This is a genomic window from Streptomyces sp. NPDC031132, assembly GCF_055570595.1.
This window is the reverse complement of sequence record NZ_JBVIGX010000025.1, coordinates 91549-113737: the sequence shown is the minus strand read 5'-3', so window position 1 is coordinate 113737 and position 22189 is coordinate 91549. Positions and strand designations below refer to the sequence as shown.

22 protein-coding genes are annotated in these 22189 nt (G+C 71.6%); 8 read left to right on the top strand and 14 right to left on the bottom strand.

The genetic code is table 11. The features are described from left to right. Positions 1 to 168 precede the first annotated feature (168 nt). Both ACZ49B_RS28875 and ACZ49B_RS28870 read right to left on the bottom strand, forming a co-directional pair. Positions 169 to 1608, bottom strand: a complete 1440-nt coding sequence (locus ACZ49B_RS28875; protein WP_468311449.1) for an alkaline phosphatase PhoX — start codon at positions 1606 to 1608, stop codon at positions 169 to 171. A 215-nt stretch (positions 1609 to 1823) separates the two neighbouring features. After that, the gene (locus tag ACZ49B_RS28870; RefSeq protein WP_468311447.1) at positions 1824 to 3299 is read right to left on the bottom strand and encodes a hypothetical protein; all 1476 of its coding nucleotides are present in this window, start codon (positions 3297 to 3299) and stop codon (positions 1824 to 1826) included. Positions 3300 to 3663: 364 nt separating this feature from the next. Here ACZ49B_RS28870 and ACZ49B_RS28865 point away from each other — a divergent pair, with 364 nt between their 5' ends. The 4 genes from ACZ49B_RS28865 to ACZ49B_RS28850 all read left to right on the top strand — a co-directional run bounded on the left by ACZ49B_RS28865 (position 3664) and on the right by ACZ49B_RS28850 (position 7238). Further along, on the top strand, positions 3664 to 5505 hold the full coding sequence (locus ACZ49B_RS28865; RefSeq protein WP_468311445.1) for an endonuclease/exonuclease/phosphatase family protein: 1842 nt from the start codon (positions 3664 to 3666) through the stop codon (positions 5503 to 5505). A 71-nt stretch (positions 5506 to 5576) separates the two neighbouring features. Beyond that, positions 5577 to 6023: a GNAT family N-acetyltransferase gene (locus ACZ49B_RS28860; protein ID WP_468311443.1), complete on the top strand. Its 447-nt coding sequence runs from the start codon at positions 5577 to 5579 to the stop codon at positions 6021 to 6023. 176 nt (positions 6024 to 6199) lie between these two features. Next, entirely contained in the window at positions 6200 to 6454 is a 255-nt protein-coding gene (locus tag ACZ49B_RS28855) for a hypothetical protein (RefSeq protein ID WP_468311441.1), read from the top strand. Positions 6455 to 6746: 292 nt separating this feature from the next. Then, positions 6747 to 7238 (top strand): hypothetical protein, encoded by a 492-nt coding sequence (locus ACZ49B_RS28850; protein ID WP_468311440.1) that lies wholly within the window; start codon positions 6747 to 6749, stop codon positions 7236 to 7238. Between the two features lie 108 nt (positions 7239 to 7346). On the opposite strand, the gene dapD is transcribed toward ACZ49B_RS28850, so the two are convergent. After that, complete coding sequence (dapD, locus tag ACZ49B_RS28845) at positions 7347 to 8327, bottom strand: 2,3,4,5-tetrahydropyridine-2,6-dicarboxylate N-succinyltransferase (RefSeq protein WP_468311438.1); 981 nt, start codon at positions 8325 to 8327, stop codon at positions 7347 to 7349. Between the two features lie 9 nt (positions 8328 to 8336). Then, entirely contained in the window at positions 8337 to 9566 is a 1230-nt protein-coding gene (locus ACZ49B_RS28840) for an MFS transporter (RefSeq protein ID WP_468311457.1), read from the bottom strand. An 84-nt stretch (positions 9567 to 9650) separates the two neighbouring features. Between ACZ49B_RS28840 and ACZ49B_RS28835 the strand changes: the two genes are divergently transcribed. Beyond that, positions 9651 to 10526 (top strand): winged helix-turn-helix transcriptional regulator, encoded by an 876-nt coding sequence (locus ACZ49B_RS28835; protein WP_468311436.1) that lies wholly within the window; start codon positions 9651 to 9653, stop codon positions 10524 to 10526. 91 nt (positions 10527 to 10617) lie between these two features. Here ACZ49B_RS28835 and ACZ49B_RS28830 read toward each other — a convergent pair whose 3' ends face one another. The 10 genes from ACZ49B_RS28830 to ACZ49B_RS28785 form a co-directional block, all read right to left on the bottom strand. Further along, the gene (locus tag ACZ49B_RS28830; RefSeq protein ID WP_468311434.1) at positions 10618 to 10854 is read right to left on the bottom strand and encodes a hypothetical protein; all 237 of its coding nucleotides are present in this window, start codon (positions 10852 to 10854) and stop codon (positions 10618 to 10620) included. A gap of 1 nt (position 10855) precedes the next feature. After that, positions 10856 to 12226 carry a DUF3616 domain-containing protein gene (locus ACZ49B_RS28825; protein WP_468311432.1) on the bottom strand — a complete coding sequence of 457 codons (1371 nt, stop codon included), beginning with the start codon at positions 12224 to 12226 and terminating at the stop codon, positions 10856 to 10858. 212 nt (positions 12227 to 12438) lie between these two features. Further along, positions 12439 to 12786 (bottom strand): metal-sulfur cluster assembly factor, encoded by a 348-nt coding sequence (locus tag ACZ49B_RS28820; RefSeq protein WP_030292256.1) that lies wholly within the window; start codon positions 12784 to 12786, stop codon positions 12439 to 12441. Continuing rightward, positions 12783 to 13247: a Fe-S cluster assembly sulfur transfer protein SufU gene (sufU, locus tag ACZ49B_RS28815; protein ID WP_030858995.1), complete on the bottom strand. Its 465-nt coding sequence runs from the start codon at positions 13245 to 13247 to the stop codon at positions 12783 to 12785. Before sufU ends, ACZ49B_RS28820 begins: the two co-directional genes overlap by 4 nt. A 22-nt stretch (positions 13248 to 13269) precedes the next feature. Beyond that, positions 13270 to 14526: a cysteine desulfurase gene (locus tag ACZ49B_RS28810; protein ID WP_133898376.1), complete on the bottom strand. Its 1257-nt coding sequence runs from the start codon at positions 14524 to 14526 to the stop codon at positions 13270 to 13272. Then, the gene (gene sufC / locus ACZ49B_RS28805) at positions 14523 to 15287 is read right to left on the bottom strand and encodes a Fe-S cluster assembly ATPase SufC (protein WP_327282841.1); all 765 of its coding nucleotides are present in this window, start codon (positions 15285 to 15287) and stop codon (positions 14523 to 14525) included. Before sufC ends, ACZ49B_RS28810 begins: the two co-directional genes overlap by 4 nt. Before the next feature lie 7 nt (positions 15288 to 15294). Beyond that, positions 15295 to 15612: a bifunctional 3-phenylpropionate/cinnamic acid dioxygenase ferredoxin subunit gene (locus ACZ49B_RS28800; protein ID WP_053785806.1), complete on the bottom strand. Its 318-nt coding sequence runs from the start codon at positions 15610 to 15612 to the stop codon at positions 15295 to 15297. Beyond that, positions 15612 to 16790 carry a Fe-S cluster assembly protein SufD gene (gene sufD, locus ACZ49B_RS28795; protein WP_468311428.1) on the bottom strand — a complete coding sequence of 393 codons (1179 nt, stop codon included), beginning with the start codon at positions 16788 to 16790 and terminating at the stop codon, positions 15612 to 15614. Before sufD ends, ACZ49B_RS28800 begins: the two co-directional genes overlap by 1 nt. 88 nt (positions 16791 to 16878) lie before the next feature. Next, positions 16879 to 18294 (bottom strand): Fe-S cluster assembly protein SufB, encoded by a 1416-nt coding sequence (sufB, locus tag ACZ49B_RS28790; RefSeq protein ID WP_468311426.1) that lies wholly within the window; start codon positions 18292 to 18294, stop codon positions 16879 to 16881. Then, a complete protein-coding gene (locus ACZ49B_RS28785) occupies positions 18291 to 19052 on the bottom strand; it encodes a helix-turn-helix transcriptional regulator (RefSeq protein ID WP_468311424.1) in 762 nt (253 codons plus the stop codon). Before ACZ49B_RS28785 ends, sufB begins: the two co-directional genes overlap by 4 nt. 210 nt (positions 19053 to 19262) lie before the next feature. On the opposite strand from ACZ49B_RS28785, the gene ACZ49B_RS28780 reads away from it, so the two are divergent. The 3 genes from ACZ49B_RS28780 to ACZ49B_RS28770 all read left to right on the top strand — a co-directional run bounded on the left by ACZ49B_RS28780 (position 19263) and on the right by ACZ49B_RS28770 (position 22186). Beyond that, a complete protein-coding gene (locus ACZ49B_RS28780; RefSeq protein WP_468311423.1) occupies positions 19263 to 20189 on the top strand; it encodes an ABC transporter ATP-binding protein in 927 nt (308 codons plus the stop codon). Next, complete coding sequence (locus tag ACZ49B_RS28775; protein ID WP_468311421.1) at positions 20186 to 20953, top strand: ABC transporter permease; 768 nt, start codon at positions 20186 to 20188, stop codon at positions 20951 to 20953. The genes ACZ49B_RS28780 and ACZ49B_RS28775 overlap by 4 nt, the downstream gene beginning before the upstream one ends. An 84-nt stretch (positions 20954 to 21037) precedes the next feature. Beyond that, positions 21038 to 22186 carry a hypothetical protein gene (locus ACZ49B_RS28770; RefSeq protein ID WP_468311419.1) on the top strand — a complete coding sequence of 383 codons (1149 nt, stop codon included), beginning with the start codon at positions 21038 to 21040 and terminating at the stop codon, positions 22184 to 22186. Positions 22187 to 22189: the final 3 nt, after the last annotated feature.

The following is a 22189-nucleotide window of genomic DNA, read 5'->3' as shown; positions in this document are numbered from 1 at the left end:
TTCGTTCCTGGATGGGCCCCCCCCCCCCCCCCCCTCACCCCCCCCCCCCCCCCCCCCACCCCCCCCCCCCCCCCCCCCCCCCCCCCCCCCCCCCCCCCCCCCCCGAGCCGTCGATCGTGAGTACCAGCCGGCGGAAAACCGGGCTCCGGTCCGTCGGCCACCGACGCGTCAGTGCGCGCGCCGCCACGGTCCGGTGATGGCCAGCATGATGCCCGGGTCCTGGATGTTGGCGTACAGCGTGCGCCCGTCCGGGGAGAAGCAGACCCCCGTGAACTCGGAGTACTCCGGCTCCTGCGCCGTCCCGATGTTCAGCTCGTTGCGCGCCAGCGGGTAGGTGCGTCCCGACTCGGTTGCGCCGAAGAGGTGCTGCAGGCCGCTGCCGTCCTCCGCGATGACCAGCCCGCCGTACGGGGAGACCGTGATGTTGTCGGGGCCGTCGAGGGAGCCGTCCGCGGCCGGGTCGGCGTTCACCCCGAGCACCACCATCAGCCGGACCGTGCGCCGCTTCGGGTCGTAGAACCACACCTGGCCGTCGTGCGCCGCGCCCGGGCTCTCCTCACGGGCGTACGAGGAGACGAAGTAGGCGCCGCCGTCGGCCCACCACATGCCCTCCAGCTTGCGCGCACGGGTCACCGCGCCGTCCGCGAACTGCTTGCGCACCGGCACCGTCCGCGCGTCGCGGTCCGCCACGTCCACCCAATCGACCCCGTAGACGGTGCCGGTCTTCGTCGCGCGCGAGAGGTCGTCGACGAACCGGCCGGCGCTGTCGAAGCACTTGGCGGCCGCGAGCACTCCGGCGTCGGCGGCGAGGGTACGGAGCTTGCCGCGCCCGTGACGGAAGCCGCTCGGCGGGGTCCAGCGGTAGAGCAGCCCGTTGGGGCCGGAGGCGTCCTCGGTCAGGTACGCGTGGCCCTGGCGCGGGTCGATGACCACGGCCTCGTGGGCGTAGCGGCCGAAGGCCTTGATCGGCTTGGGGTCGCGGTTGGCGCGGCGGTCGTGCGGGTCGACCTCGAAGGCGTAGCCGTGGTCCTTGGTCATCCCGTTCTTGCCGGCGAGGTCCTCGGTCTCCTCGCAGGTCAGCCAGGTGCCCCAGGGGGTGGCACCGCCGGCGCAGTTGGTCGACGTACCGGCGACGCCCACCCATTCGGCGACCTCGCCGCCGCGCCGGACCTCGACGACCGTGCAGCCGCCGGCCGCGGCCGGGTCGTAGACGAGGCCTTCGGCGAGGGGGACGGGGTGGGCCCAGTCCGCCCGCTTGCCCTTGAGCTCGTGGTTGTTGACGAGGAGCGTGACGCCGCGGTGGCCCTCGAAGGCGGCCGTGCCGTCGTGGTGGGACGGCGTGGACTCGCCGGACTCGAGCGTGGTGACACCGCTGTGGGTGATCACGCGGTAGCTGAACCCGGCGGGGAGGGCGAGCAGTCCGGCCGGGTCCGCGAGGAGCGGGCCGTAGCCGGGCTCGCAGGGCCGGCCCTGCTCGTCGCGGCGGGTGCCGTCGTCGGCCGCCAGCGCTCCCGGGGCGGTGGCGAGTGCGCCGACCGTTCCGGTGAGCGCGACTCCCGCGCCGGCGATGACGGTGCGGGCGGTGAAGTCTCTACGGCTGAGCGGCATCGGGTCTCCAGGGGTGGGGAGGTGGGTGCGCCTGTCGTGCGGTCGTCGGCGCACACGCTCCCGCCCGCACGTGAACGGCGGCTGAACTACCCACGAAGGGAAACCGACCCCTTGCCGGTGGCCGGAATGGCCAAGTCCGGCTCAGGAACGGCGCGTTCCGGTACCCACTGCGGCCCTCTCTCCCGCTTTCGTGCCGGCCCTGGTTCCGCGCGGCGTCAGGACGGCCGCGAGCGGGCCTTGAAGGCGGCCTTGCGGGCCTCCTTGGCGGCCTTCTTGTCCGGGTGCATCCGGCCCATCGCCTCCAGCACGTACGCCGTCGCCGGGTGCTCCACCCTCCACACCTGGTCGAAGAACCCGGCGTGGTGCGCGGTCAGCGACTCCATCAGCAGCGGCAGTTCCGCGGTCTCCCCGTCCGCCGCGAGCTGCGCCGCGATCGTGTCGACGGTCAGCCAGAACACCATCGCCCCGTCCGGCGCCGGTACGTCGGCCACCCCGCGCTCGGACAGCCAGACCCGGGCGAGCCCGCCGAGCTCCGGGTCGTCCAGCACCGCGCGGACCGCGGGCTCGGCCTCCGGACCGGCCGGGGCGAGGGCCTGCTGGCAGCGCAGTCGGCGCAGCGGGCCGCCCTCGTCGGCGCCCTGGGCGGCGGCCAGCAGTTCGGCGACCGCGGCGGGCAGTTCACGGCCGACGAACCACTGCTCGATCTCGGCCTGGGCCGCGCCCTCGGGGTAGCCGGAGACGGCGTCGAGCAGGGCGTCCGCGCCCTTGTCGGCCAGCTCTCCGACGGCGGGGGCGGCGACCCCGGCCTCCAGCATGCGGGCGCGGATCCCGTACAGGCCGAGCGGGCTCAGCCGCACCATCCCGTACCGGGAGACGTCCTCGTCGTCGGCCGCGCCGACCGCCGGACCGGCGGCGGGCTCCTCGTCGTCCACCTCCGCCATCAGCGCCTCGTCGACGGGCCGGAACTCCACGAGCCCGATCGGCTCCAGCTGCCGGAACTGGTTGTCGAGGCGCATCATCGCGTTCGAGACCTGTTCCAGCACGGCGTCGGTCGGCTCGCTCATGTCCTCCGGGATGACCATCGAAGCGGCGAGCACGGGGAGCGGAATCGGGCCGTCCGAGGCGCCGTGTTCGGTGACGGTGAGCAGGTAGAGGTTGGCGAGGACCTCGTCGAGGAAGTCCGCCTCGCGGCGCGGGTTCCAGTCGAGCTGGTCGAAGTCGATGTCGTCGCCCGCGTCCAAGGCGTCGACGAGGCCGTCCAGATCGGGCACGGCGGCGTCCGCGAGCACGGTGTCCAGGGCGGCCAGCCACAGGTCGAGCACCTCGCCCGGCGCGCCGCCGGTCACCAGGGCCAGGTCCTCGCCGGGCACGGCGGTGCCGGACTCCTCGTCGCCGTCGTCGTCATCGGGTTCGGTCACGTCGACCAGGCCGGTGTCCACGGCCACGCGCCAGGCCTGGCTCGCGAGGACCGCGCCTTCCTCGTCGGCGGCGTCGAGGCCGAGCGCGGCGGCGGCCTCGGGCAGCTGGGCGGCGACGAGTTCGCCGCCGATGTCGACGCGGGTGTCCGGTCCGGCCCAGCGGGCGAGCCGTACGGCGCGGGCGAACAGCGGGGCGCCGAGGGCGTCGCGGGCCAGTTCCGCATCGGAGGGCAGCCGTACGGGCGGCAGCGTGGCGTGCGGCTCTGCGGACATGGGGCGGTCTCCTCGCGGACGCGGTGGGGCGGTGGGCACGGCCGCCGTCGGGGCGGCGGTCGGGCCGCCCCCGGGGCGGTGGTCCGGCCGCCGTGGGCGGCCGTCCGGCGCACAAGCGTAGACGCATATCGGGCGCGCCCGGCGGGTCATCTCCTTTGGTTCATCCCACAGTCAGCTTCCGTATCCCCTGGAGGCCTTGACAACTTCCCTGGTCACCCAGGAAATTGACGCGCGTAGATCTATGGGGAACCACCGGGATTCCTGCGGATCTCCTGCGGCCCGGCCGCGGGTCCGCCGCACGTATCCCGCCAAAACCACGCATCACCCCTTCGCTCGTCTCTTCCACACACCGGAGTTCCTGACCATGCGCTCCTCGCATCCCCGTTCCGCCGCCGTCTCGGCACTCGTCGCCACCGCCCTGGCCACCGGCCTGCTGGCGGGCACCGCCGACGCCGCCGAAGGCGCCGTGTCCGCCGATCCGATACGCATCCACGACATCCAGGGCACCACCCGGATATCGCCGCTCAACGGCAAGCAGGTCGCCGACGTCGCGGGCATCGTGACCGGCGTGCGCACGTACGGTTCGCGCGGTTTCTGGATGCAGGACCCGGACGCCGACGACAACGACGCGACCAGTGAGGGCGTCTTCGTCTTCACCAGCTCCGTCCCGACCGTCGCCGTCGGCGACGCGGTCAAGGTCTCCGGCCTGGTCGGCGAGTACATCCCCGGGGGCGTCTCCTCCGGCAACCAGTCGGTCACCCAGATCTCCAAGCCGGCCGTGACCGTCGTCTCCTCGGGCAACGCGCTGCCCGAGGCCGCCGCGATCAACGAGTACAACGTGCCCGCCGCGTACGCCCCGGCGGGCGACGCGGCCGCCGCCGGCAGCATCAACGGCCTGACCCTGGACCCCTCGCGCTACGCCCTGGACTTCTACGAGTCCCTCGAGGGCATGAACGTGAAGATCGGCAACTCCCGCGTGGTCGGCGCCACCGACCCGTACGCGGAGCTGTGGGTCACGGTCAAGGGCTGGGAGAACACCGCCAAGCGCGGCGGCACGATCTACGGCTCGTACGAGTCCCAGAACACCGGCCGGCTCCAGATCCAGCAGCTCGCGCCGCTGGCGCAGCAGCCCTTCCCGGTGGCCAACGTCGGCGACAAGCTGACCGGCACCACCGAAGGCCCGCTGGACTTCAACCAGTTCGGCGGCTACACCCTGGTGGCCCGCACCCTCGGCGCGGTCAAGGCGGGCACCCTCGCCCCCGAGAAGACCAAGGCGCAGGCCCCGGGCGAGCTCGCGGTGGCCACGTACAACGTGGAGAACCTCGACCCGAGCGACCCGCAGGAGAAGTTCGACAACCTGGCGAAGGCCGTCGTCGCGAACCTCGCCTCGCCCGACATCCTGGCCCTGGAGGAGATCCAGGACGACAACGGCGCCAAGAACGACGGCACCGTGTCGGCGGAGCAGACGCTGACGAAGTTCACGGCGGCGATCGTGGCGGCCGGAGGCCCGGCGTACCAGTGGCGCACCGTCAACCCGGAGGACAAGAAGGACGGCGGCGAGCCCGGCGGCAACATCCGCCAGGTGTTCCTGTTCAACCCGGCGCGCGTCTCCTTCACCGACCGCGCGGCGGGCGACGCGGTGACCGCGACCGGTGTCGTCAAGGAGCAGGGCAAGGCCGCCCTGACCCACTCCCCCGGCCGGATCGACCCGGCGAACCCGGCGTGGGCCGACAGCCGCAAGCCGCTGGCGGGCGAGTTCGTCTTCAAGGGCAGGACGGTCTTCGTGATCGCCAACCACTTCGGCTCCAAGGGCGGCGACGAGGGCCTGACCTCGTCCCACCAGCCGCCGGTCCGCTCCTCGGAGGCCAAGCGGCTGCTGCAGGCGCAGGCCGTGAACGGCTTCGTCAAGGAGATCCTGGCTGCGGACAAGAACGCGAACGTCCTCGCCCTCGGCGACATCAACGACTTCGAGTTCTCGGGGACCGCGCAGGCGCTGGAGGACGGCGGGGCGCTGTACTCGGCGATCAAGTCGCTGCCGAAGGCGGAGCGCTACTCGTACGTCTACCAGGGCAACGCCCAGGTGCTGGACCAGATCCTGACCAGCCCGGCGATCAAGTCCTTCGCGTACGACAGCGTGCACATCAACGCGGAGTTCTCGGCGCAGAACAGCGACCACGACCCGCAGGTGCTCCGCTTCCGCCCGTGACCGCGGTGCGGACCTGAGCCGCAGGGGGCCCGGACGCCGTCCCTTCCGGGCCCCCTGCCACACTGCCGGTCATGATCTTCCGTACTGTCACCCGAGAGGACCTGCCCGCCGTACTGGCCCTGCTGGCGGACGCCGGCGAGGAGGAGCGGGCCGAGGTCACCGAGGCGCACGAGCGGGCGTTCGCCGCGATCGAGGCGGACGCCCGCAACGAGATGCTGGTCCTCTGCGAGGGCGGGACCGGGACGGTGCTCGGCTGCCTCCAACTGACGTACGTTCCCGGCCTCGGCCAGGGCGGGCGGGAGCGGGCGCTGGTCGAGGCGGTGCGGATCCGCGCGGACCGGCGGGGCGGCGGACTGGGCGCGGAGCTGATGCGGCTGGCCGTGGCGCGGGCGCGCGAGCGCGGCTGCGGTCTGGTCCAGCTGACCAGCAACAAGCAGCGGGCGGACGCCCACCGCTTCTACGAGCGGCTGGGCTTCGCGCGCAGCCACGAGGGCTTCAAGCTGCGCCTGGCGGACTGAGCGGGGAGGCCTCCGGGCCGGTTCGGTTCGGATCTGCGGACAAGTGGGGACTTTCGCCCCTGGCGTGACGCTCGCCACATCACCACCCATTCGACCCGGGTTGTGGTGTTGAGTGTCCCCACGCTCGAACATGTCCCCACGCTCGGCCATGTCGGCCCGTATCCCCGGAGGACCGCGTGTTCCCCTCCATCTCCCTCGCCCAGGAAATCGGCCTTGCCGTCCTGCTCGTGGCCGCCCTCGTCTGGGTGCTCGGCCTCGGCCACATGCTGTGGGGCGCCCGCTTCAACCACCCGGAGCCCGGCGCGTTCGAGGGCATCGCGGTCATCCCGGCGCAGCGCACCGCTGCCGCGCACCCGATGGAGTCGGTCGAGCTGACCGAGGCGGAGGAGGAGGCCTTCGCGGGCCTCATCCGCACCCTCCCCCACTCCTGACCGGCCCGTCCTCCCGCGCTCGGGGCGGGAGGACGTCGGACCGGGTGGTACGGGAGCGGCCTCCCGTGCGGCACGTGTCCGTACCTGCACGATCAAGCCCCCTGCCTGCGGTTTCTCCGCCGGCAGGGGGCTTGTCGTTTCGAGGCGGTCAGGTCCTGCAGGCCTGCTCCCCGCCGTCAAGCCACATCTTTCCGTGGCCTGACGGGGGCTGTCGCCCTCGCGCCTACTTGGGGGTGTTCACGGCACAGGTCCGGCGGCGCCTGCCGCTGGGCGCACACCTCAAGGAGCATTCATGTCGAACCACGTCCACACGCCGACCGGAGCGCACTCCAAGCGTCGGATCTCGCGCCTCATGCTGGTCTTCACCTCGGCCGCCTTCGTCTCCGGAAGCATCGCGCTGCCGGCATCCGCGGCGATCACCACGCCCCAGACCCAGTCGTCGGCCCGGAGCGTCCTCCCGGGCGACTACAACCCCAACCGGCAGCCCGGCGGCGGCGCCTACGGGCCGAACACGTGCAAGCCGGGCTACGTCTGGCGCGACGCGTGGGACGGCGACACCCTGTGCGTGACCCCGGCACAACGCCAGAGGGTCCACGACCGCAACCCCCACCGCCAGCCCGGCGGCGGCGCCTACGGGCCGAGCACCTGCGAGCCGGGCTACGTCTGGCGCGACGCGTGGGACGGCGACACCCTGTGCGTGACCCCGGCACAACGCCAGGCCGCCAAGAACCGGGGCAGGCTGATCGACAACGGCCCGAACCTCGTCGGCATACCCGGGAAGTGATCCCTGCTGAAATGCCCTCCCCGGCCGTTGTGGGCCGGGGAGGGCACTCGTGGTGGCCGGCGTGACGACCGGCGGCAGTCCAGCCGCAGGTCAGCTCGGCGGCGGAGGTCAGTTGTGGCTGTGCAGGACCTCGTTCAGGCCGCCCCAGACCGCGTTGTTCGGGCGGGCCTCGACCGTGCCGGTGACCGAGTTGCGGCGGAAGAGGATGTTGCTGGCCCCCGAGAGTTCCAGGGCCTTGACGATCTGGCCGTCCGGGAGGGTGACGCGGGTCCCCGCGGTCACGTACAGGCCGGCCTCGACGATGCACTCGTCGCCCAGCGCGATGCCGACGCCCGCCTCGGCGCCGATCAGGCAGCGCTCGCCGATCGAGATGATCTGCTTGCCGCCGCCCGAGAGGGTGCCCATCGTGGACGCGCCGCCGCCGATGTCGGAGCCGTCGCCGATCACGACGCCCGCCGAGATGCGGCCCTCGATCATGGAGGTGCCGAGGGTGCCGGCGTTGAAGTTGACGAAGCCCTCGTGCATGACGGTGGTGCCCTCGGCGAGGTGCGCGCCCAGGCGGACCCGGTCCGCGTCGGCGATGCGCACGCCCTTGGGGGCGACGTAGTCCGTCATCCGCGGGAACTTGTCGATCGAGGTGACCTGGAGGTACAGGCCCTCGGCGCGCGCGTTCAGCCGTACGGTCTCGACCTGGTCCACGGCGACCGGGCCCAGCGAGGTCCAGGCGACGTTGGCCAGCAGTCCGAAGACGCCGTCCAGGCTCTGGCCGTGCGGCTTGACGAGGCGGTGGCTGAGCAGGTGCAGGCGCAGGTACGCGTCGTGCGCGTCCAGCGGCTTGTCCTCGAGGGAGGAGATCACGGTGCGGACGGCTACGACCTCGACGTCGCGGACCGCGTCCAGGCGGATCGCCTTGGCCGCGGCGGCGCCCAGCAGCTCCACGGCCTGGTCGGCGGTGAGGCGCTCGGTGCCGGCCGGGCCGGGCTCGGCGACCAGCTCGGGGGCGGGGAACCAGGTGTCGAGGACGGTGCCGTCGGAGGCGATGGTGGCAAGTCCGGCGGCGACGGCGCCGGTGGTACGCGTAGCAGTCATGCCCGAAACCTAACCGGCGACGGCCTGCGGTTGCGAACCGGTCTCATGTGCCGGTCGGCCCGCGTGTCGCCGCTGCCGCGCCGACACCCACAGCACCGCCCCGCCCGCTCCGGCCGCCAGCGCCGCGCACAGCGGCCACAGCAGCCCGGGCGCGGCCGTGTACAGGGCTCCGCCCAGCGGCGGGCCGAGGACGACGCCACTGACCGACACCCCCGCGTACAGGCTCTGGAACCGCCCGATGGCGTGCTCGGGCGCCTGGTCGGCGACGTATGCGGTGGCGGTGGTCTTGTACAGGATCTCGCCGAGGCTCAGCAGCACCATCATCACCACGGCGCTCGCGACCCCCACCCCGGGCAGCAGCGCCGCGTACCCGGCCCCGACCAGCACCAGGCCGACGCCGATGACCGGGAGCGGCGGCCGGGCACGCAGTGCGACGGCGGCCGGGAGCTCGAGCAGCAGGATGACCGCGCCGTTGAGGGCGATCACGAGGCCGAAGGCCCGGGTGTCGAGGCCGTGGTCGGCGAGGAAGACGGGGAAGGTGCCGTACTGCTGGCGGTAGACGAGGTCGGTCACCAGGATCGCGCCGAGGAGGACGAGTACGGCGGGCCGTGCGCGCAGCTCCGCCCACAAGCCGCGGCCCCGACCCCCGTCCGGGGCCGCGGCGGCACTGCGGGAAGCCCCGCGGGCGGGGACCACCCGTGAGGTCCAGAGGGCGAAGAACAGGGTGCCGAGGCCGTCGCAGACGAAGAGCCAGTCGTACGAGAGCCCGGTCGCGATCAGGGCTCCGAGGGGCGGGCCGAGGGTGAAGCCGCCGTTGGAGACGCAGCGGACGACGGCGAAGGCCTGCCGTCGGGCCCCCTCGGGGACGGTGACGGCGACCAGCGCGGAGTTCGCCGCCCGGACCACGCCGGAGGCGTACTGGGCCAGCGGCAGGGCGGCGTAGAGCCCGGCGGTGGGCAGGAGCGGGAAGGACATCAGGGCGAGGCCGCCGGCGGTGGAGGCGGCGAGCAGCACCCGGCGGTGGCCGAAGCGGTCCCCGTACCAGCCGCCGGTGAAGTTGCCGGCGACCAGGCCGACGCCGCCGATGCCGGTGACCAGGCCCGCCTGGGCGGCGCCGAGGCCGCGCGGGCCGGTCAGGTACAGGAAGACGAAGACGAACGTGAAGCTGACGACGGCGTTGACGAACACCCCCGCCGCCAGCAGCCACACCGCTCTCGGCACGTCCTTGAAGCCTTGCACCACGCCCCCGCCCGTTGGTCAGTTCCTTTTGGGAACGGACTATGTCAGCATGACAGCCTTGGGTCAACGGACAAAGGAGTGCCCATGGCCCAGCGCACACACCTCGACGACGCGGACTGCGCCATCGCCCAGGCCCTCGACGTGGTGGGCGACTGGTGGACGCTGCTGATCGTGCGCGACGCCGCGCGCGGCGTGCACCGCTTCGACGCGTTCCAGCGCGAGCTGGGGATGTCCCGCAAGGTGCTCGCCGAGCGGCTGAAGCTGCTGGTCGAAGCCGGGGTGCTGACGCGCGAGCCGTACCAGGAACGTCCGGTGCGGCACGAATACCGGCTGACCCCGCGCGGGCGGGGGCTGCTGCCGGTCCTGGTGGCCCTCCAGGACTGGGGAGACACCTGGGTCCTGGGAGAGGGAGAGATGACGGCGACCACGGAGGAGTCCTCGCGGGAGGCGGAACGGGTGCACGCGCTGCGCGGCACTCGACTGCCGGAGCTGGCGCTGCCGGACCGGTTCGGGGAGGTCCGGGATCCGGTGGCGGACACGCCGTTCACGGTCCTGTACTGCTTCCCCGGCGCGTACGCGCGGGCCGAGTCCTACCCGCCGGGGTGGGCGGGGATCCCGGGCGCGAAGGGGTGCACGTTCGAGTCGTGCACGTACCGGGACCAGCTGGCGGAGTTCACGGCGGCGGGGGCGACGGTGCACGGGGTGTCGACCCAGCGGCCCGACGAGCAGAGGGAGTTCGCGGAGGCGGAGGGGCTGCGGTTTCCGCTGCTCTCGGATGCGGAGCTGTCGTTGACGGCGGCGTTGCGGTTGCCGACGTTCCGGGCGGCGGGGGTGAGTCGGCTCAAGCGGTTGACGCTGGTCGTGGACCGTGAGCGCACGGTGCGCGAGGTGATCTACCCGATCCGGGACATCGAAGGCAGCGTTGCCGTGGCGTTGGCCGCGGTCCGCGCTGCCGGGTAGCGTCGCCGCCGGGTGCGGGTTCCGCTGCGCGCGTTTGGTCCCCGCCCCGCCCCTTCCCCGTTTCCCGGGGCTCCGCCCCACACCCCGCGCCTCACACGCCGGCGGGGCTGGAGTTCAGGATGCGCATCAGGACGTCCCGTACGTACGTCTCGTCGTACTCCGTGTTCGTCAGCAGGACCTGGAGGCTGATGCCGTCCCTCACCGCCACCAGGGCACGGGCCGTCCGTGGGTCGTACTCCAGTTGCGCCCGCGGCCGGTCCGCCGTCAGGAACTGCCCCGGCAGCCGTGCCAGTGCCCCCGCCAGATCCGGTTCGTCGGCGTCCCGCACCTCAGTTCAGCGTGAACCAGGCCGCCCGGGCCTTCTTCCACTCCGGGTGCGTCAGGTCCTTGGCCTCGACTCCGTCCCCGTACAGGTCCGCGGACCCGCTGTCCGTGATCAGCTGCACGCGCGCCCCCGCCACCGACAGGTCCGGCACGTCCACGACGGCCTCCCAGCCGCCCGGGTCGGTCGTCGGCAGGTCGGCCCGCTTGACCGGGGCGTGGCCCGCGACGCCGTCCCACTGGTAGAGCGCGTACGGGTCCGAGTTGTCGTCCGCGGCCCAGGAGCCGGCCAGGATCAGGTACTGGTTCGCCGCGTTCTTGCGGATGTCGCGGATCGCCAGCCCGCCGAGGTCGAGCTCGATGCCCGCCCCGAAGGTGGCGTTGGCCCCGCTGGAGAGCATCTTGTCGAAGTTGGTCACCGGTACGACCAGCGCCTTGCCGCCCGGCACCGCCGGGGCCAGCGGGGCGCGGAAGCCCAGGTACGCGGTCGTGGTCGAGCCCGGCGCGAACTCCAGCCCCTCCACGTTGAAGCCGTCGATCTGCTTGGGCGCCTCGCCCGCCGCCGTGCCGGCCGCGAAGCCGTAGCGGTTGCCGTTCGCCTTGTCCCAGGCCACCAGGTCGTCGCGGAGCTTCTTGTACGAGCGCCCGTACGCGAGCTGCGTACCCGAACCGGAGCCGCTCACCGTGGTGGTGAACACCGTGTTCCGGGGCGCCTTGTACTCGCCGTCCTTGTTGTTGCCGAGCGAGCCCGTCCAGTAGACGGTGTTCCCGATCAGGGTCGCCCCCTCGATGTCCACCTCCTTGGTGACGCCGAGCTGCGAGCTGAAGTCCCAGGTGCGGACCGGGGCGGCCGAGCGGGAACGGTCGTACAGGCGCAGCACGTTGCTCTCGTCGTCGGCGACGACGGTGTAGCCGGCGCCGACGTCCACGGCGGCCGAGGAGTCCGAGGCGCCGGTGAAGTAGCGGGCGTCGGCCGGGTTCTGCACGGCGGAGGAGGCCGCGTACGACAGGGTCTTGGTGGCGCTCTTGCCGCCCAGCCCCGTCACCTTGACCGTGAGGTCGGTGTAGCCGCGGCCGCGCGCGGTGACGGCCAGCTGCCGCACCGCACCGGCCCCGGTGACGCTCACGTCGCCCGTGCCGGCGACCGAGGCCTTGCTCGACGCGGAGGCGCCGACCGTCAGCGCGGACACGTCGGCGCCGCTCTGCCCCACGGTCACGTTCACCACGGGGTCCCCGACCGCGCCGACGGCGCCGGACAGGTACGACGCGGACAGGCTGATGGTCGGCGTCCCGTACGTCACCGCCTGCGCGGGCGCGACGGTGACCGTGCCGGCCACGACCAGCGCCGCGATCCCTGCGATGCCAAGCTGCTTCTTCATCGGTGTCCCGTCCCAAGAGTCGAGCCGAGCGCGAACCACGTCACGCCGTGACGGCCGTCGAGCAGGTTCGGCCACCGCGGCCAACATCCGGTGCACGTCAATCGTCCGCCGGACGAACACGGAGGGCCTCTCGGGAAGCTCCCGCAAGCTCCGGGAGAACGCGAAGGGCCCCCGGCACAGAGTGCCGGGGGCCCTTCGCGGAGCGAGGTCGCTCAGACGTTGAAGCCGAGTGCGCGCAGCTGCTCGCGGCCGTCGTCCGTGATCTTGTCCGGGCCCCACGGGGGCATCCAGACCCAGTTGATGCGGAGCTCGTTCACGATGCCGTCCGTCGCCGACTTCGCCTGGTCCTCGATGACGTCCGTCAGCGGGCAGGCCGCCGAGGTCAGCGTCATGTCGAGGGTCGCGATGTTCGCGTCGTCGATGTGGATGCCGTAGATCAGGCCCAGGTTGACGACGTCGATCCCCAGCTCGGGGTCGACCACGTCGTAGAGGGCCTCGCGGACCTCCTCCTCGGTGGCCGGCTTGATCGACGCCTCGGCGGGCGTCGCGTTCTCGGTCATGCCGTCTTCCTCTCCGCGCCGTCGCCCAGTGCCTGGGCGGTCGCGTCCTTCCAGGCCATCCAGCTCAGCAGAGCACACTTCACGCGAGCCGGGTACTTGGAGACGCCGACGAACGCGACCGCGTCCTCCAGCACCTCCTCCATGGCCTCGTCGGGCTCGATCTTGCCCTTCGACTGCATCATCTCCAGGAAAACGCCCTGGATCTTCTGCGCCTCGGCCAGCTCCTTGCCGACGAGCAGCTCGTTCAGCACGGACGCGCTGGCCTGGCTGATGGAGCAGCCCTGGCCCTCGTACGAGACGTCGGTGAGCGTCTCGCCGTCGTACTTCACGCGCAGCGTGATCTCGTCGCCGCACGTCGGGTTGACGTGGTGCACCTCGGCGTCGCCGTCGCGCAGGCCACGCCCGTGCGGGTGCTTGTAGTGGTCCAGGATCAGTTCCTGGTACATCGAATCCAGCTTCACTGCGTCGTCCTCGTCGCCCTCGTCAGCCGAAGAAGTTCCGTACGTGCTCCAGCCCGTCGATCAGTGCGTCGACGTCCGCCGGAGAGGAGTACAGGTAGAAAGACGCCCGCGTGGTCGCAGGAATTCCGTAGCGCAGGCAGACCGGGCGCGCGCAGTGGTGTCCCACGCGGACCGCGATGCCCTGCTCGTCCAGGACCTGACCCACGTCGTGCGGGTGGATGTCACCGAGCGTGAAGGAGATCGCGGCGCCGCGGTCCTCGGCCGTCATCGGGCCGATGATCCGCAGGTCGGGCACCTCCAGGAGGCGCTTCACCGCGTATTCGGTGATCGCGTGCTCGTGGGCGGCGATCTTGTCCATGCCGATCGCGCTCAGGTAGTCCACGGCCGCGCCGAGGCCGACGGCCTGGGCGATCGGGGGCGTACCCGCCTCGAACTTGTGGGGCGCCGGGGCGTACGTCGAGGCGTGCATCGACACGGTCTCGATCATCTCGCCGCCGCCGAGGAACGGGGGCAGGTCCTCCAGGAGCTCCTGGCGGCCCCAGAGGACGCCGATGCCGGTCGGGCCGCACATCTTGTGGCCGGTGAAGGCCACGAAGTCGGCGCCGAGCGCCTGCACGTCCAGCGGCATGTGCGGAGCGGCCTGCGAGGCGTCGATCAGCACCAGCGCGCCGACCTCCTGGGCGCGGCGGACGATCGCCTCGACCGGGTTGATCGTGCCCATGATGTTGGAGACCAGCGTGAAGGAGACGATCTTCGTCTTCTCCGTGATGACCTCTTCGATGTTCGACAGGTCGAGCCGGCCGTCGTCGGTGAGGCCGAACCACTTCAGCTTCGCGCCGGTGCGCTGCGAGAGCAGCTGCCACGGGACGATGTTGGAGTGGTGCTCCATCTCCGTGATGGCGATCTCGGTCTCGCGGTCGACCCGGTAGGGCTCGTCCGCCCAGCCGAGCATGTTCGCGACCAGGTTGAGCGACTCCGAGGCGTTCTTGGTGAAGATCACCTCGTCGCGGCTCGGCGCGTTGATGAAGGCGGCGACCTTGTCGCGGGCGCCCTCGTACAGCGCCGTGGCCTCCTCGGCGAGCACGTGCACGCCACGGTGGACGTTGGCGTTGTGCTGCTCGTAGTACTCGTTCAGCGCGTCGAGCACCTGGCGCGGCTTCTGCGAGGTCGCCGCGTTGTCCAGGTAAACGATCTTCTTCCCGTCGTGGACCACACGATCCAGAAGGGGGAAGTCCTTGCGGATCGCCTCGATGTCGAGGAGGCCAGGCATCTGTGTCACGCGGTCGCGCCACCCTTCACGTACTTGTCGTAGCCCTCGGCCTCCAGCTGGTCCGCCAGCTCGGCGCCACCGGACTCCGCGATGCGGCCGTTCGCGAACACGTGCACGAAGTCGGGCTTGATGTAGCGCAGGATGCGCGTGTAGTGGGTGATCAGCAGCGTGCCGACCTCACCGGACTCGCGGACGCGGTTGACACCCTCGGAGACGATGCGCAGGGCGTCGACGTCGAGGCCGGAGTCGGTCTCGTCGAGGATCGCGATCTTCGGCTTGAGGAGCTCCAGCTGGAGGATCTCGTGGCGCTTCTTCTCACCGCCGGAGAAGCCCTCGTTGACGTTGCGCTCGGCGAAGGCCGGGTCCATCTGGAGCTGCTCCATCGCGGACTTGACCTCCTTCACCCAGGTACGCAGCTTCGGCGCCTCGCCGCGGATGGCGGTGGCCGACGTACGCAGGAAGTTGGAGACCGAGACGCCGGGGACCTCGACCGGGTACTGCATGGCGAGGAAGACGCCGGCGCGGGCGCGCTCGTCGACGGACATCTCCAGGACGTCTTCGCCGTCGAGGGTCACGGTGCCACCGGTGATGGTGTACTTCGGGTGACCGGCGAGCGAGTACGCCAGGGTGGACTTGCCGGAGCCGTTGGGGCCCATGATGGCGTGCGTCTCACCCTGCTTGACGGTGAGGTCGACACCCTTGAGGATCTCCCGGGCGCCGTTCTCGGCCTCGACGGAGACGTGCAGGTCGTGGATTTCAAGCGTTGCCATGGGTGCCTCAGGACTCCTGGGTGAGGGAGACGAGCACGTCGTCCCCTTCGATCTTTACGGGGTATACGGGTACGGGGCGGGTCGCCGGCAGACCGGAGGGCTTGCCGGTGCGCAGGTCGAACGAGGACCCGTGCAGCCAGCACTCGATCATGCAGTCCTCGACCTCGCCCTCCGAGAGCGAGACGTTCGCGTGCGAGCAGATGTCGTTGATCGCGAACACCTCCCCCTCGGTGGAGACGATGGACACCGGCGTGCCGTCGAGTTCCACCCGCTTCGGGGTGTTCTCCTCGAGCTCGCTCAGCGCACAGGCCTTGACGTAGGTCATCAGACGGACGCCTCGAGCTCGGTCTCGATCTTGGCGAGGAGGCGCTCCTCGATGTCCGGGACACCGATCTGCTGGACGAGCTCGGCGAAGAAGCCGCGCACGACCAGGCGGCGGGCCTCGCCGGCCGGGATGCCGCGGGCCTGCAGGTAGAACAGCTGCTCGTCGTCGAAGCGGCCGGTCGCGGAGGCGTGGCCGGCGCCGACGATCTCGCCGGTCTCGATCTCCAGGTTCGGCACCGAGTCGACCCGCGCGCCGTCCGTGAGGACGAGGTTGCGGTTCATCTCGTAGGTGTCGGTGCCCTCGGCGCTCTTCTCGATGAGGACGTCACCGATCCAGACGGCGTGGGCGCCTTCGCCCTGCAGCGCTCCCTTGTAGACCACGTGGGACTTGCAGTGCGGGGCGTCGTGCGTGACCAGGAGGCGGTGCTCCTGGTGCTGGTCGGCGTCCGTGAAGTACAGGCCGAGGAGCTCGGCCTCGCCGCCGGGGCCCGCGTAGCTGACCCGCGGGTGCAGGCGTACGACGTCGCCGCCGAAGGTGACCACGATCGACTTGAAGGTCGCGTCGCGGCCGACCAGCGCGCTGTGCTGGGAGCAGTGGACCGCGGTGTCGTCCCAGTCCTGCACGGAGACGACGGTGAGCTTGGCGCCGTCGCCGACGAGGAAGTCGACGTTGGCGGCGCGCACGCCGTCACCGGTGTGGTCGATGACGACGACGGCCTCGGCGAAGGCCTGGACGTCGAAGACGGTGTGGCCGAAGGTCGTGCCGCCCTCGCCGTGCAGCGAGACGCGCACGGGCTCGGTCAGGACGGCCTCCTTGGGCACGGTGACGACCGTGGCCTTGGCGAAGGACGAGAACGCCTGGGCGGCGATCCGGTCCACCGGGGTGCCGGCCTTGCCGATGCGCGCGTCGCCGCGCTCCACCGACTCGACGGTGACGCCCTCGGGCGCGTCGATCTGGGCCTTCATGGTGCCGTTGGCGACCGCGGTGCCGTCGTGCAGACCACGCAGGCGCGCCAGCGGGGTGAACCGCCACTCCTCCTCGCGGCCGTGGGGGACGGGGAAGTCCGCCACGTCGAAGGACGGGGGTGCGCTCATCCGGGTGGCGACGGTGGACTCGGCGGCCACCGCGATCGCGCCGGCCGTGGTCGACCCGGCCGGAATGTTCTGAGCCTCAGCCATGGCTGTCGTCTTGCTCTCTTCCTACGTCGTTACGATCCTCGGCCCGCCGGGGGCGCGGACCGTGGAGCTGGTGGTGGGCGGTCGGGGACTAGCCGACCGAACCCTCCATCTGCAGCTCGATCAGCCGGTTGAGCTCCAGGGCGTACTCCATGGGCAGCTCGCGCGCGATGGGCTCGACGAAGCCGCGCACGATCATGGCCATGGCCTCGAACTCCGTCAGACCGCGGCTCATCAGGTAGAAGAGCTGGTCGTCGGAGACCTTGGAGACCGTGGCCTCATGGCCCATGGAGACGTCGTCCTCGCGGACGTCCACGTACGGGTACGTGTCCGAGCGGGAGATGGTGTCGACCAGGAGCGCGTCGCAGAGCACGTTCGACTTGGAGCCGTGGGCGCCCTCGCCGATCTCGACCAGGCCTCGGTACGAGGTGCGGCCGCCGCCTCGCGCCACCGACTTGGAGACGATGTTGGAGGAGGTGTTCGGCGCCATGTGGACCATCTTGGATCCGGCGTCCTGGTGCTGGCCCTCGCCCGCGAAGGCGATGGACAGGGTCTCGCCCTTGGCGTGCTCGCCCATCAGGTAGACGGCCGGGTACTTCATGGTGACCTTGGAACCGATGTTGCCGTCGATCCACTCCATGGTCGCGCCCTCGTACGCCACGGCGCGCTTGGTGACCAGGTTGTAGACGTTGTTCGACCAGTTCTGGATCGTCGTGTAGCGGCAGCGGCCGCCCTTCTTCACGATGATCTCGACCACGGCGCTGTGCAGCGAGTCCGAGGAGTAGATCGGGGCGGTGCAGCCCTCGACGTAGTGGACGTACGCGTCCTCGTCGACGATGATCAGCGTCCGCTCGAACTGGCCCATGTTCTCCGTGTTGATGCGGAAGTAGGCCTGGAGCGGGATGTCGACCTTGACGCCCTTGGGCACGTAGATGAACGAGCCGCCCGACCACACGGCGGTGTTCAGCGACGCGAACTTGTTGTCGCCGACCGGGATGACCGTGCCGAAGTACTCCTGGAAGAGCTCCGGGTGCTCCTTGAGCGCGGTGTCCGTGTCGAGGAAGATGACGCCCTGCTCCTCCAGGTCCTCGCGGATCTGGTGGTAGACGACCTCGGACTCGTACTGGGCCGCGACACCGGCGACGAGGCGCTGCTTCTCCGCCTCCGGGATGCCGAGCTTGTCGTACGTGTTCTTGATGTCCTCCGGCAGGTCCTCCCACGAAGCGGCCTGCTTCTCGGTCGAACGCACGAAGTACTTGATGTTGTTGAAGTCGATGCCGGAGAGGTCGGAGCCCCAGGTCGGCATGGGCTTCTTGTCGAACAGCTTGAGGCCCTTGAGACGGAGCTTCAGCATCCACTCCGGCTCGTTCTTCTTGGCCGAGATGTCGCGCACGACGTCCTCGGACAGACCCCGCTTGGCGGCGGCGCCGGCCGCGTCGGAGTCGGCCCAGCCATATTCGTAGGTGCCCAGGCCATCGAGCTCAGGGTGAGCAGTCTCCGTGGTCATGCGGGGTTCCTCCCGGCCGTACTTGCAGATGCTGATGTGTCGGTCTGTGTGGTGCCCGCGCCTCGGGGGATGAACGTGGTGCACACCCCGTCGCCGTGGGCGATCGTGGCGAGGCGCTGCACGTGCGTCCCGAGCAAGCGGGAGAAGACCTCGGTCTCCGCCTCGCAGAGCTGCGGGAACTGCTCGGCGACATGGGCGACCGGGCAGTGGTGCTGGCAGAGCTGTTCACCGCTGTGCGGACCGGGAGCGCTCTTCGCCGTAGCAGCGTACCCGTCGGCGGTCAACGCCTTGGCAAGGGCCTCGGTGCGCTCCGCGGGGGCGGCGGCGGCCAGGCGTTCCCGGTAGGTCTCGGCCTGTGCGTCCATCCGCGCCCTGGCGAAGGCGGCGACGGCCGCCTCCCCCTGCTCGCCCCCGCCGGCGGCCTGCGCGATCCAGCGCATGGCGTCCGCGGCGAGCGAGTCGTAGGACTGGTCGAACGCGTCGCGGCCGCAGTCGGTCAGCGCGAAGACCTTGGCGGGCCGGCCCCGGGTGCGCGTGCCGTAGACGCGCTGCTCACGGGGTTCGACCACGTCGTCGGCGACGAGCGTGTCGAGGTGGCGGCGGACGGCGGCCTGGGTGAGGCCGAGACGCGCGGCGAGGTCGGCGACGGTGGACGGACCGTGGTCCAGGATGGAGCGCGCGACCCGGTTGCGGGTTGACCGCTCCCCGGTAGCGAGCTCCCCCTGGGGGGTCTCGAGCATCCGTTCGCCGTATTTCACAACGCCATTGTTGCGTAATTAGTCGAGCCCCGACAAGCCGTGACGGACGCCACTCCTGGTGGCCTCCATCACTAAGGGTTACCTAATTTGTCCACGGAGAGTGAAGCGGCACCCCCTGCCACCTGCACGGAAGCGGCCTACGGCGGCCCCGCTGCAGGTGGTCTCCCCCGGCGCCCGGGCCCCCTTCTCCGCCTCCGTAGACTCACCCGCATGAGCAACGACCCCGCCGTGGAGATCCGCGGACTGGTGAAACGGTACGGATCCAAAACCGCGGTGGACGGCCTGGACCTCACCGTCCGCAAGGCCTCGGTCACCGCCGTCCTCGGTCCCAACGGCGCGGGCAAGACGACCACCGTGGAGACCTGCGAGGGCTACCGCCGCCCCGACGCCGGCACCGTCCGCGTCCTCGGCCTCGACCCGGTCGCCCAGGCCGAGGCGCTGCGCCCGCGGATCGGCGTGATGCTCCAGTCCGGCGGGGTCTACTCCGGCGCCCGCGCCGTCGAGATGCTGCGCCACATGGCCAAGCTGTACGCCGACCCGCTCGACGTGGACGTCCTGGTGGAGCGGCTCGGGCTGGGCGGCTGCGGCCGCACCGCCTACCGCCGCCTCTCCGGCGGCCAGCAGCAGCGCCTGGCCCTCGCCATGGCCGTGGTGGGCCGGCCCGAGCTGGTCTTCCTGGACGAGCCGACCGCGGGGCTGGACCCGCAGGCCCGCCGGGCGACCTGGGACCTCGTACGGGAACTGCGCGCCGACGGGGTGTCCGTCGTCCTCACCACCCACCACATGGACGAGGCCGAGCAGCTCGCGGACGAGGTCGCCGTCGTCGACGCCGGCCGGGTCATCGCCCACGGCAGCCCCGAGCAGCTGTGCCGCGGCGGCGCCGAGAACACCCTGCGCTTCACCGGCCGGCCCGCCCTCGACCTCGGCTCGCTGCTCAAGGCGCTGCCCGACGGCACCGAGGCCGCCGAGCTCAGCGCGGGCGTCTACCGGGTCACCGGCGCCGTGGACCCGCAGCTGCTGGCCACCGTCGCCTCCTGGTGCGCGCAGCACGGGGTGATGCCGAACAGCCTCTCGGTGGAGCGGCACACCCTCGAAGACGTCTTCCTGGAACTGACCGGTAAGGAGCTGCGCGCATGAGCGCCGGTACGTTCGCCCCCAACCCGGGGGCCGCGCCCGTGTCCCGCATGATCCTGGCGCAGACGGCGCTGGAGACGCGGATGCTGCTGCGCAACGGGGAGCAGCTGCTGCTGACCGTGATCATCCCGGCGCTGCTGCTGGTGCTGTTCTCCGCCGTGGACATCGTCGACACCGGAGCCGGGAAGTCCGTCGACTTCCTCGCGCCCGGCATCCTGGCGCTGGCCGTGATGTCCACCGCGTTCACCGGGCAGGCCATCGCCACCGGCTTCGACCGCCGCTACGGGGTGCTCAAGCGGCTCGGCGCCTCGCCGCTGCCGCGGTGGGCGCTGATGGCCTCCAAGACCCTGTCCGTGCTGGTCACCGAGGTCCTGCAGATCGCGCTGCTGACGGTGATCGCCTTCGCGCTGGGCTGGTCCCCGTACGGCAACCCGCTCGCGGTCGCCGCGCTGGTCCTGCTGGGAACGGCCGCCTTCTCCGGGCTCGGGCTGCTGATGGCGGGCACCCTGAAGGCCGAGGCCACGCTGGCCGCCGCCAACCTGGTGTTCCTGCTGCTGCTGGTCGGCGGCGGGGTGATCGTGCCGATGGAGAAGTTCCCCGGCGCCGTGCAGTCCGTACTCGGCCTGCTGCCGATCTCGGCGCTGTCCGACGGGCTGCGCGAGGTGCTCCGGCACGGGGCCGCGCTGCCCTGGGGGGACGCGGCCGTGCTCGCCGCCTGGGCCGTGCTCGGGCTCGGCGCCGCCGCGAAGCTGTTCCGCTGGGAGTGAATCCCCGCCCCCGGACGTTGGCCTGGCAGGAGGATGGGCGCCGCCCCGCGGGGGCGGGGCACACCAGGACGCCGGGGGGCGGGCATGGCGCAGCGGGAAGACGTACTACGGCTGGATGCTCAATGGGCGCAGGTCCGGTCGGGGGCCGCACGGGCGGCGCCTGCCGAGGCGGAGGCGCTGCTGACGGAGCTGATCGGCGCACTGCGCGAACCGGCGCGGACCGATCCGGAGTGCGCGGCGCGGCTCGGCCTTCGCCTCGGTGACCTGGCGGCCCGCCGGTTCGCCGGCGGCGACCGGGCCGGGGCCCTGGCGGCCGTCGAGGAGGGGCTGCGGTATGCGCAGCGGGCGGCCGGGCACGCCCCGGAGTACGCCCGCTGGTACGCCCGGGGCCTGATCAACCAGGGGGTCTGGCTCTCCTGGCCGCTGAGCGACGGGGAGCGGCTGCCCCGCTACCCGCTCGGCCCGGCGGCCGAGACCGGCCCGAGCGCCATGGAGCGGGCGGCGGGCGAGCGCGCCCGGGACCTGACCCGGGCGGCCGTCGAGGTGTGGGCGGGCCTGGACCGGCACGATCCGGTCAACCGGCGCGGCCTCGCGCAGGCCAAGGTGTTCCTCGGGGACCGCCTCGCGGAGCTGGGCTCCGCCGAGGAGGCGGTGGCGTGGGCGGTGGACGCGGAGGGCGGTTTCCGCCAGCTGCTCCTCGCGGACCCCGGTTCGGAGGAGGCCCAGGAGGCGGAGGAGGCCCTCGACCACATCGGCCGCCAGCTGGAACTGCGCCTGCGCTTCCTGCCCTTCGACTCCCTGGTGAACCTGCGCGCGCGGGGTCTGCTGCCCGAACCCCTGCTGCCGCAGGCCGTGGTGGCGGCCAGGATCCACGGGGTGGCCGAGCCCGAGATCGCGGCCCGGCTGCACCTCGGCGCCGAGCAGGTGCGCACGATGCTGGAGGTCACGCCCTGGCGCGCGGTGTGGCGCTTCGAGGTGCGCGGTCCTGACGGGCTGTGGAACGTACAGGAACATCCGTGGCACAGCGGGGCAGATGTAAGAAACAGGACAGCCGAGGATGTAGGCACCGAATTGGTGCACGGGTTCACGGGTTCCGCGGACTACCCCGGCGACGGCGCCCATTGGCGCCTGCGCGTCTGGTGGCACGAGGAAGGCGACCCCGCCGGGGCCCGGTTCCGGCTGGTCGTCGGGCCCGATGCGGCCACGGGCAGGCCCGTCGGGACCCCCTCGTGAAAG

Coding starts and splice junctions, on each gene's coding strand:
- ACZ49B_RS28875 (WP_468311449.1), bottom strand. CDS start 1,608: ATGCCGCTCAGCCGTAGAGACTTCACCGCCCGCACCGTCATCGCCGGC.
- ACZ49B_RS28820 (WP_030292256.1), bottom strand. CDS start 12,786: ATGACCGAGAACGCGACGCCCGCCGAGGCGTCGATCAAGCCGGCCACC.
- ACZ49B_RS28835 (WP_468311436.1), top strand. CDS start 9,651: ATGGCCCAGCGCACACACCTCGACGACGCGGACTGCGCCATCGCCCAG.
- ACZ49B_RS28870 (WP_468311447.1), bottom strand. CDS start 3,299: ATGTCCGCAGAGCCGCACGCCACGCTGCCGCCCGTACGGCTGCCCTCC.
- ACZ49B_RS28860 (WP_468311443.1), top strand. CDS start 5,577: ATGATCTTCCGTACTGTCACCCGAGAGGACCTGCCCGCCGTACTGGCC.
- ACZ49B_RS28780 (WP_468311423.1), top strand. CDS start 19,263: ATGAGCAACGACCCCGCCGTGGAGATCCGCGGACTGGTGAAACGGTAC.
- ACZ49B_RS28850 (WP_468311440.1), top strand. CDS start 6,747: ATGTCGAACCACGTCCACACGCCGACCGGAGCGCACTCCAAGCGTCGG.
- ACZ49B_RS28865 (WP_468311445.1), top strand. CDS start 3,664: ATGCGCTCCTCGCATCCCCGTTCCGCCGCCGTCTCGGCACTCGTCGCC.
- dapD (WP_468311438.1), bottom strand. CDS start 8,327: ATGACTGCTACGCGTACCACCGGCGCCGTCGCCGCCGGACTTGCCACC.
- ACZ49B_RS28775 (WP_468311421.1), top strand. CDS start 20,186: ATGAGCGCCGGTACGTTCGCCCCCAACCCGGGGGCCGCGCCCGTGTCC.
- sufB (WP_468311426.1), bottom strand. CDS start 18,294: ATGACCACGGAGACTGCTCACCCTGAGCTCGATGGCCTGGGCACCTAC.
- ACZ49B_RS28770 (WP_468311419.1), top strand. CDS start 21,038: ATGGCGCAGCGGGAAGACGTACTACGGCTGGATGCTCAATGGGCGCAG.
- ACZ49B_RS28800 (WP_053785806.1), bottom strand. CDS start 15,612: ATGACCTACGTCAAGGCCTGTGCGCTGAGCGAGCTCGAGGAGAACACC.
- sufC (WP_327282841.1), bottom strand. CDS start 15,287: ATGGCAACGCTTGAAATCCACGACCTGCACGTCTCCGTCGAGGCCGAG.
- sufD (WP_468311428.1), bottom strand. CDS start 16,790: ATGGCTGAGGCTCAGAACATTCCGGCCGGGTCGACCACGGCCGGCGCG.
- ACZ49B_RS28825 (WP_468311432.1), bottom strand. CDS start 12,226: ATGAAGAAGCAGCTTGGCATCGCAGGGATCGCGGCGCTGGTCGTGGCC.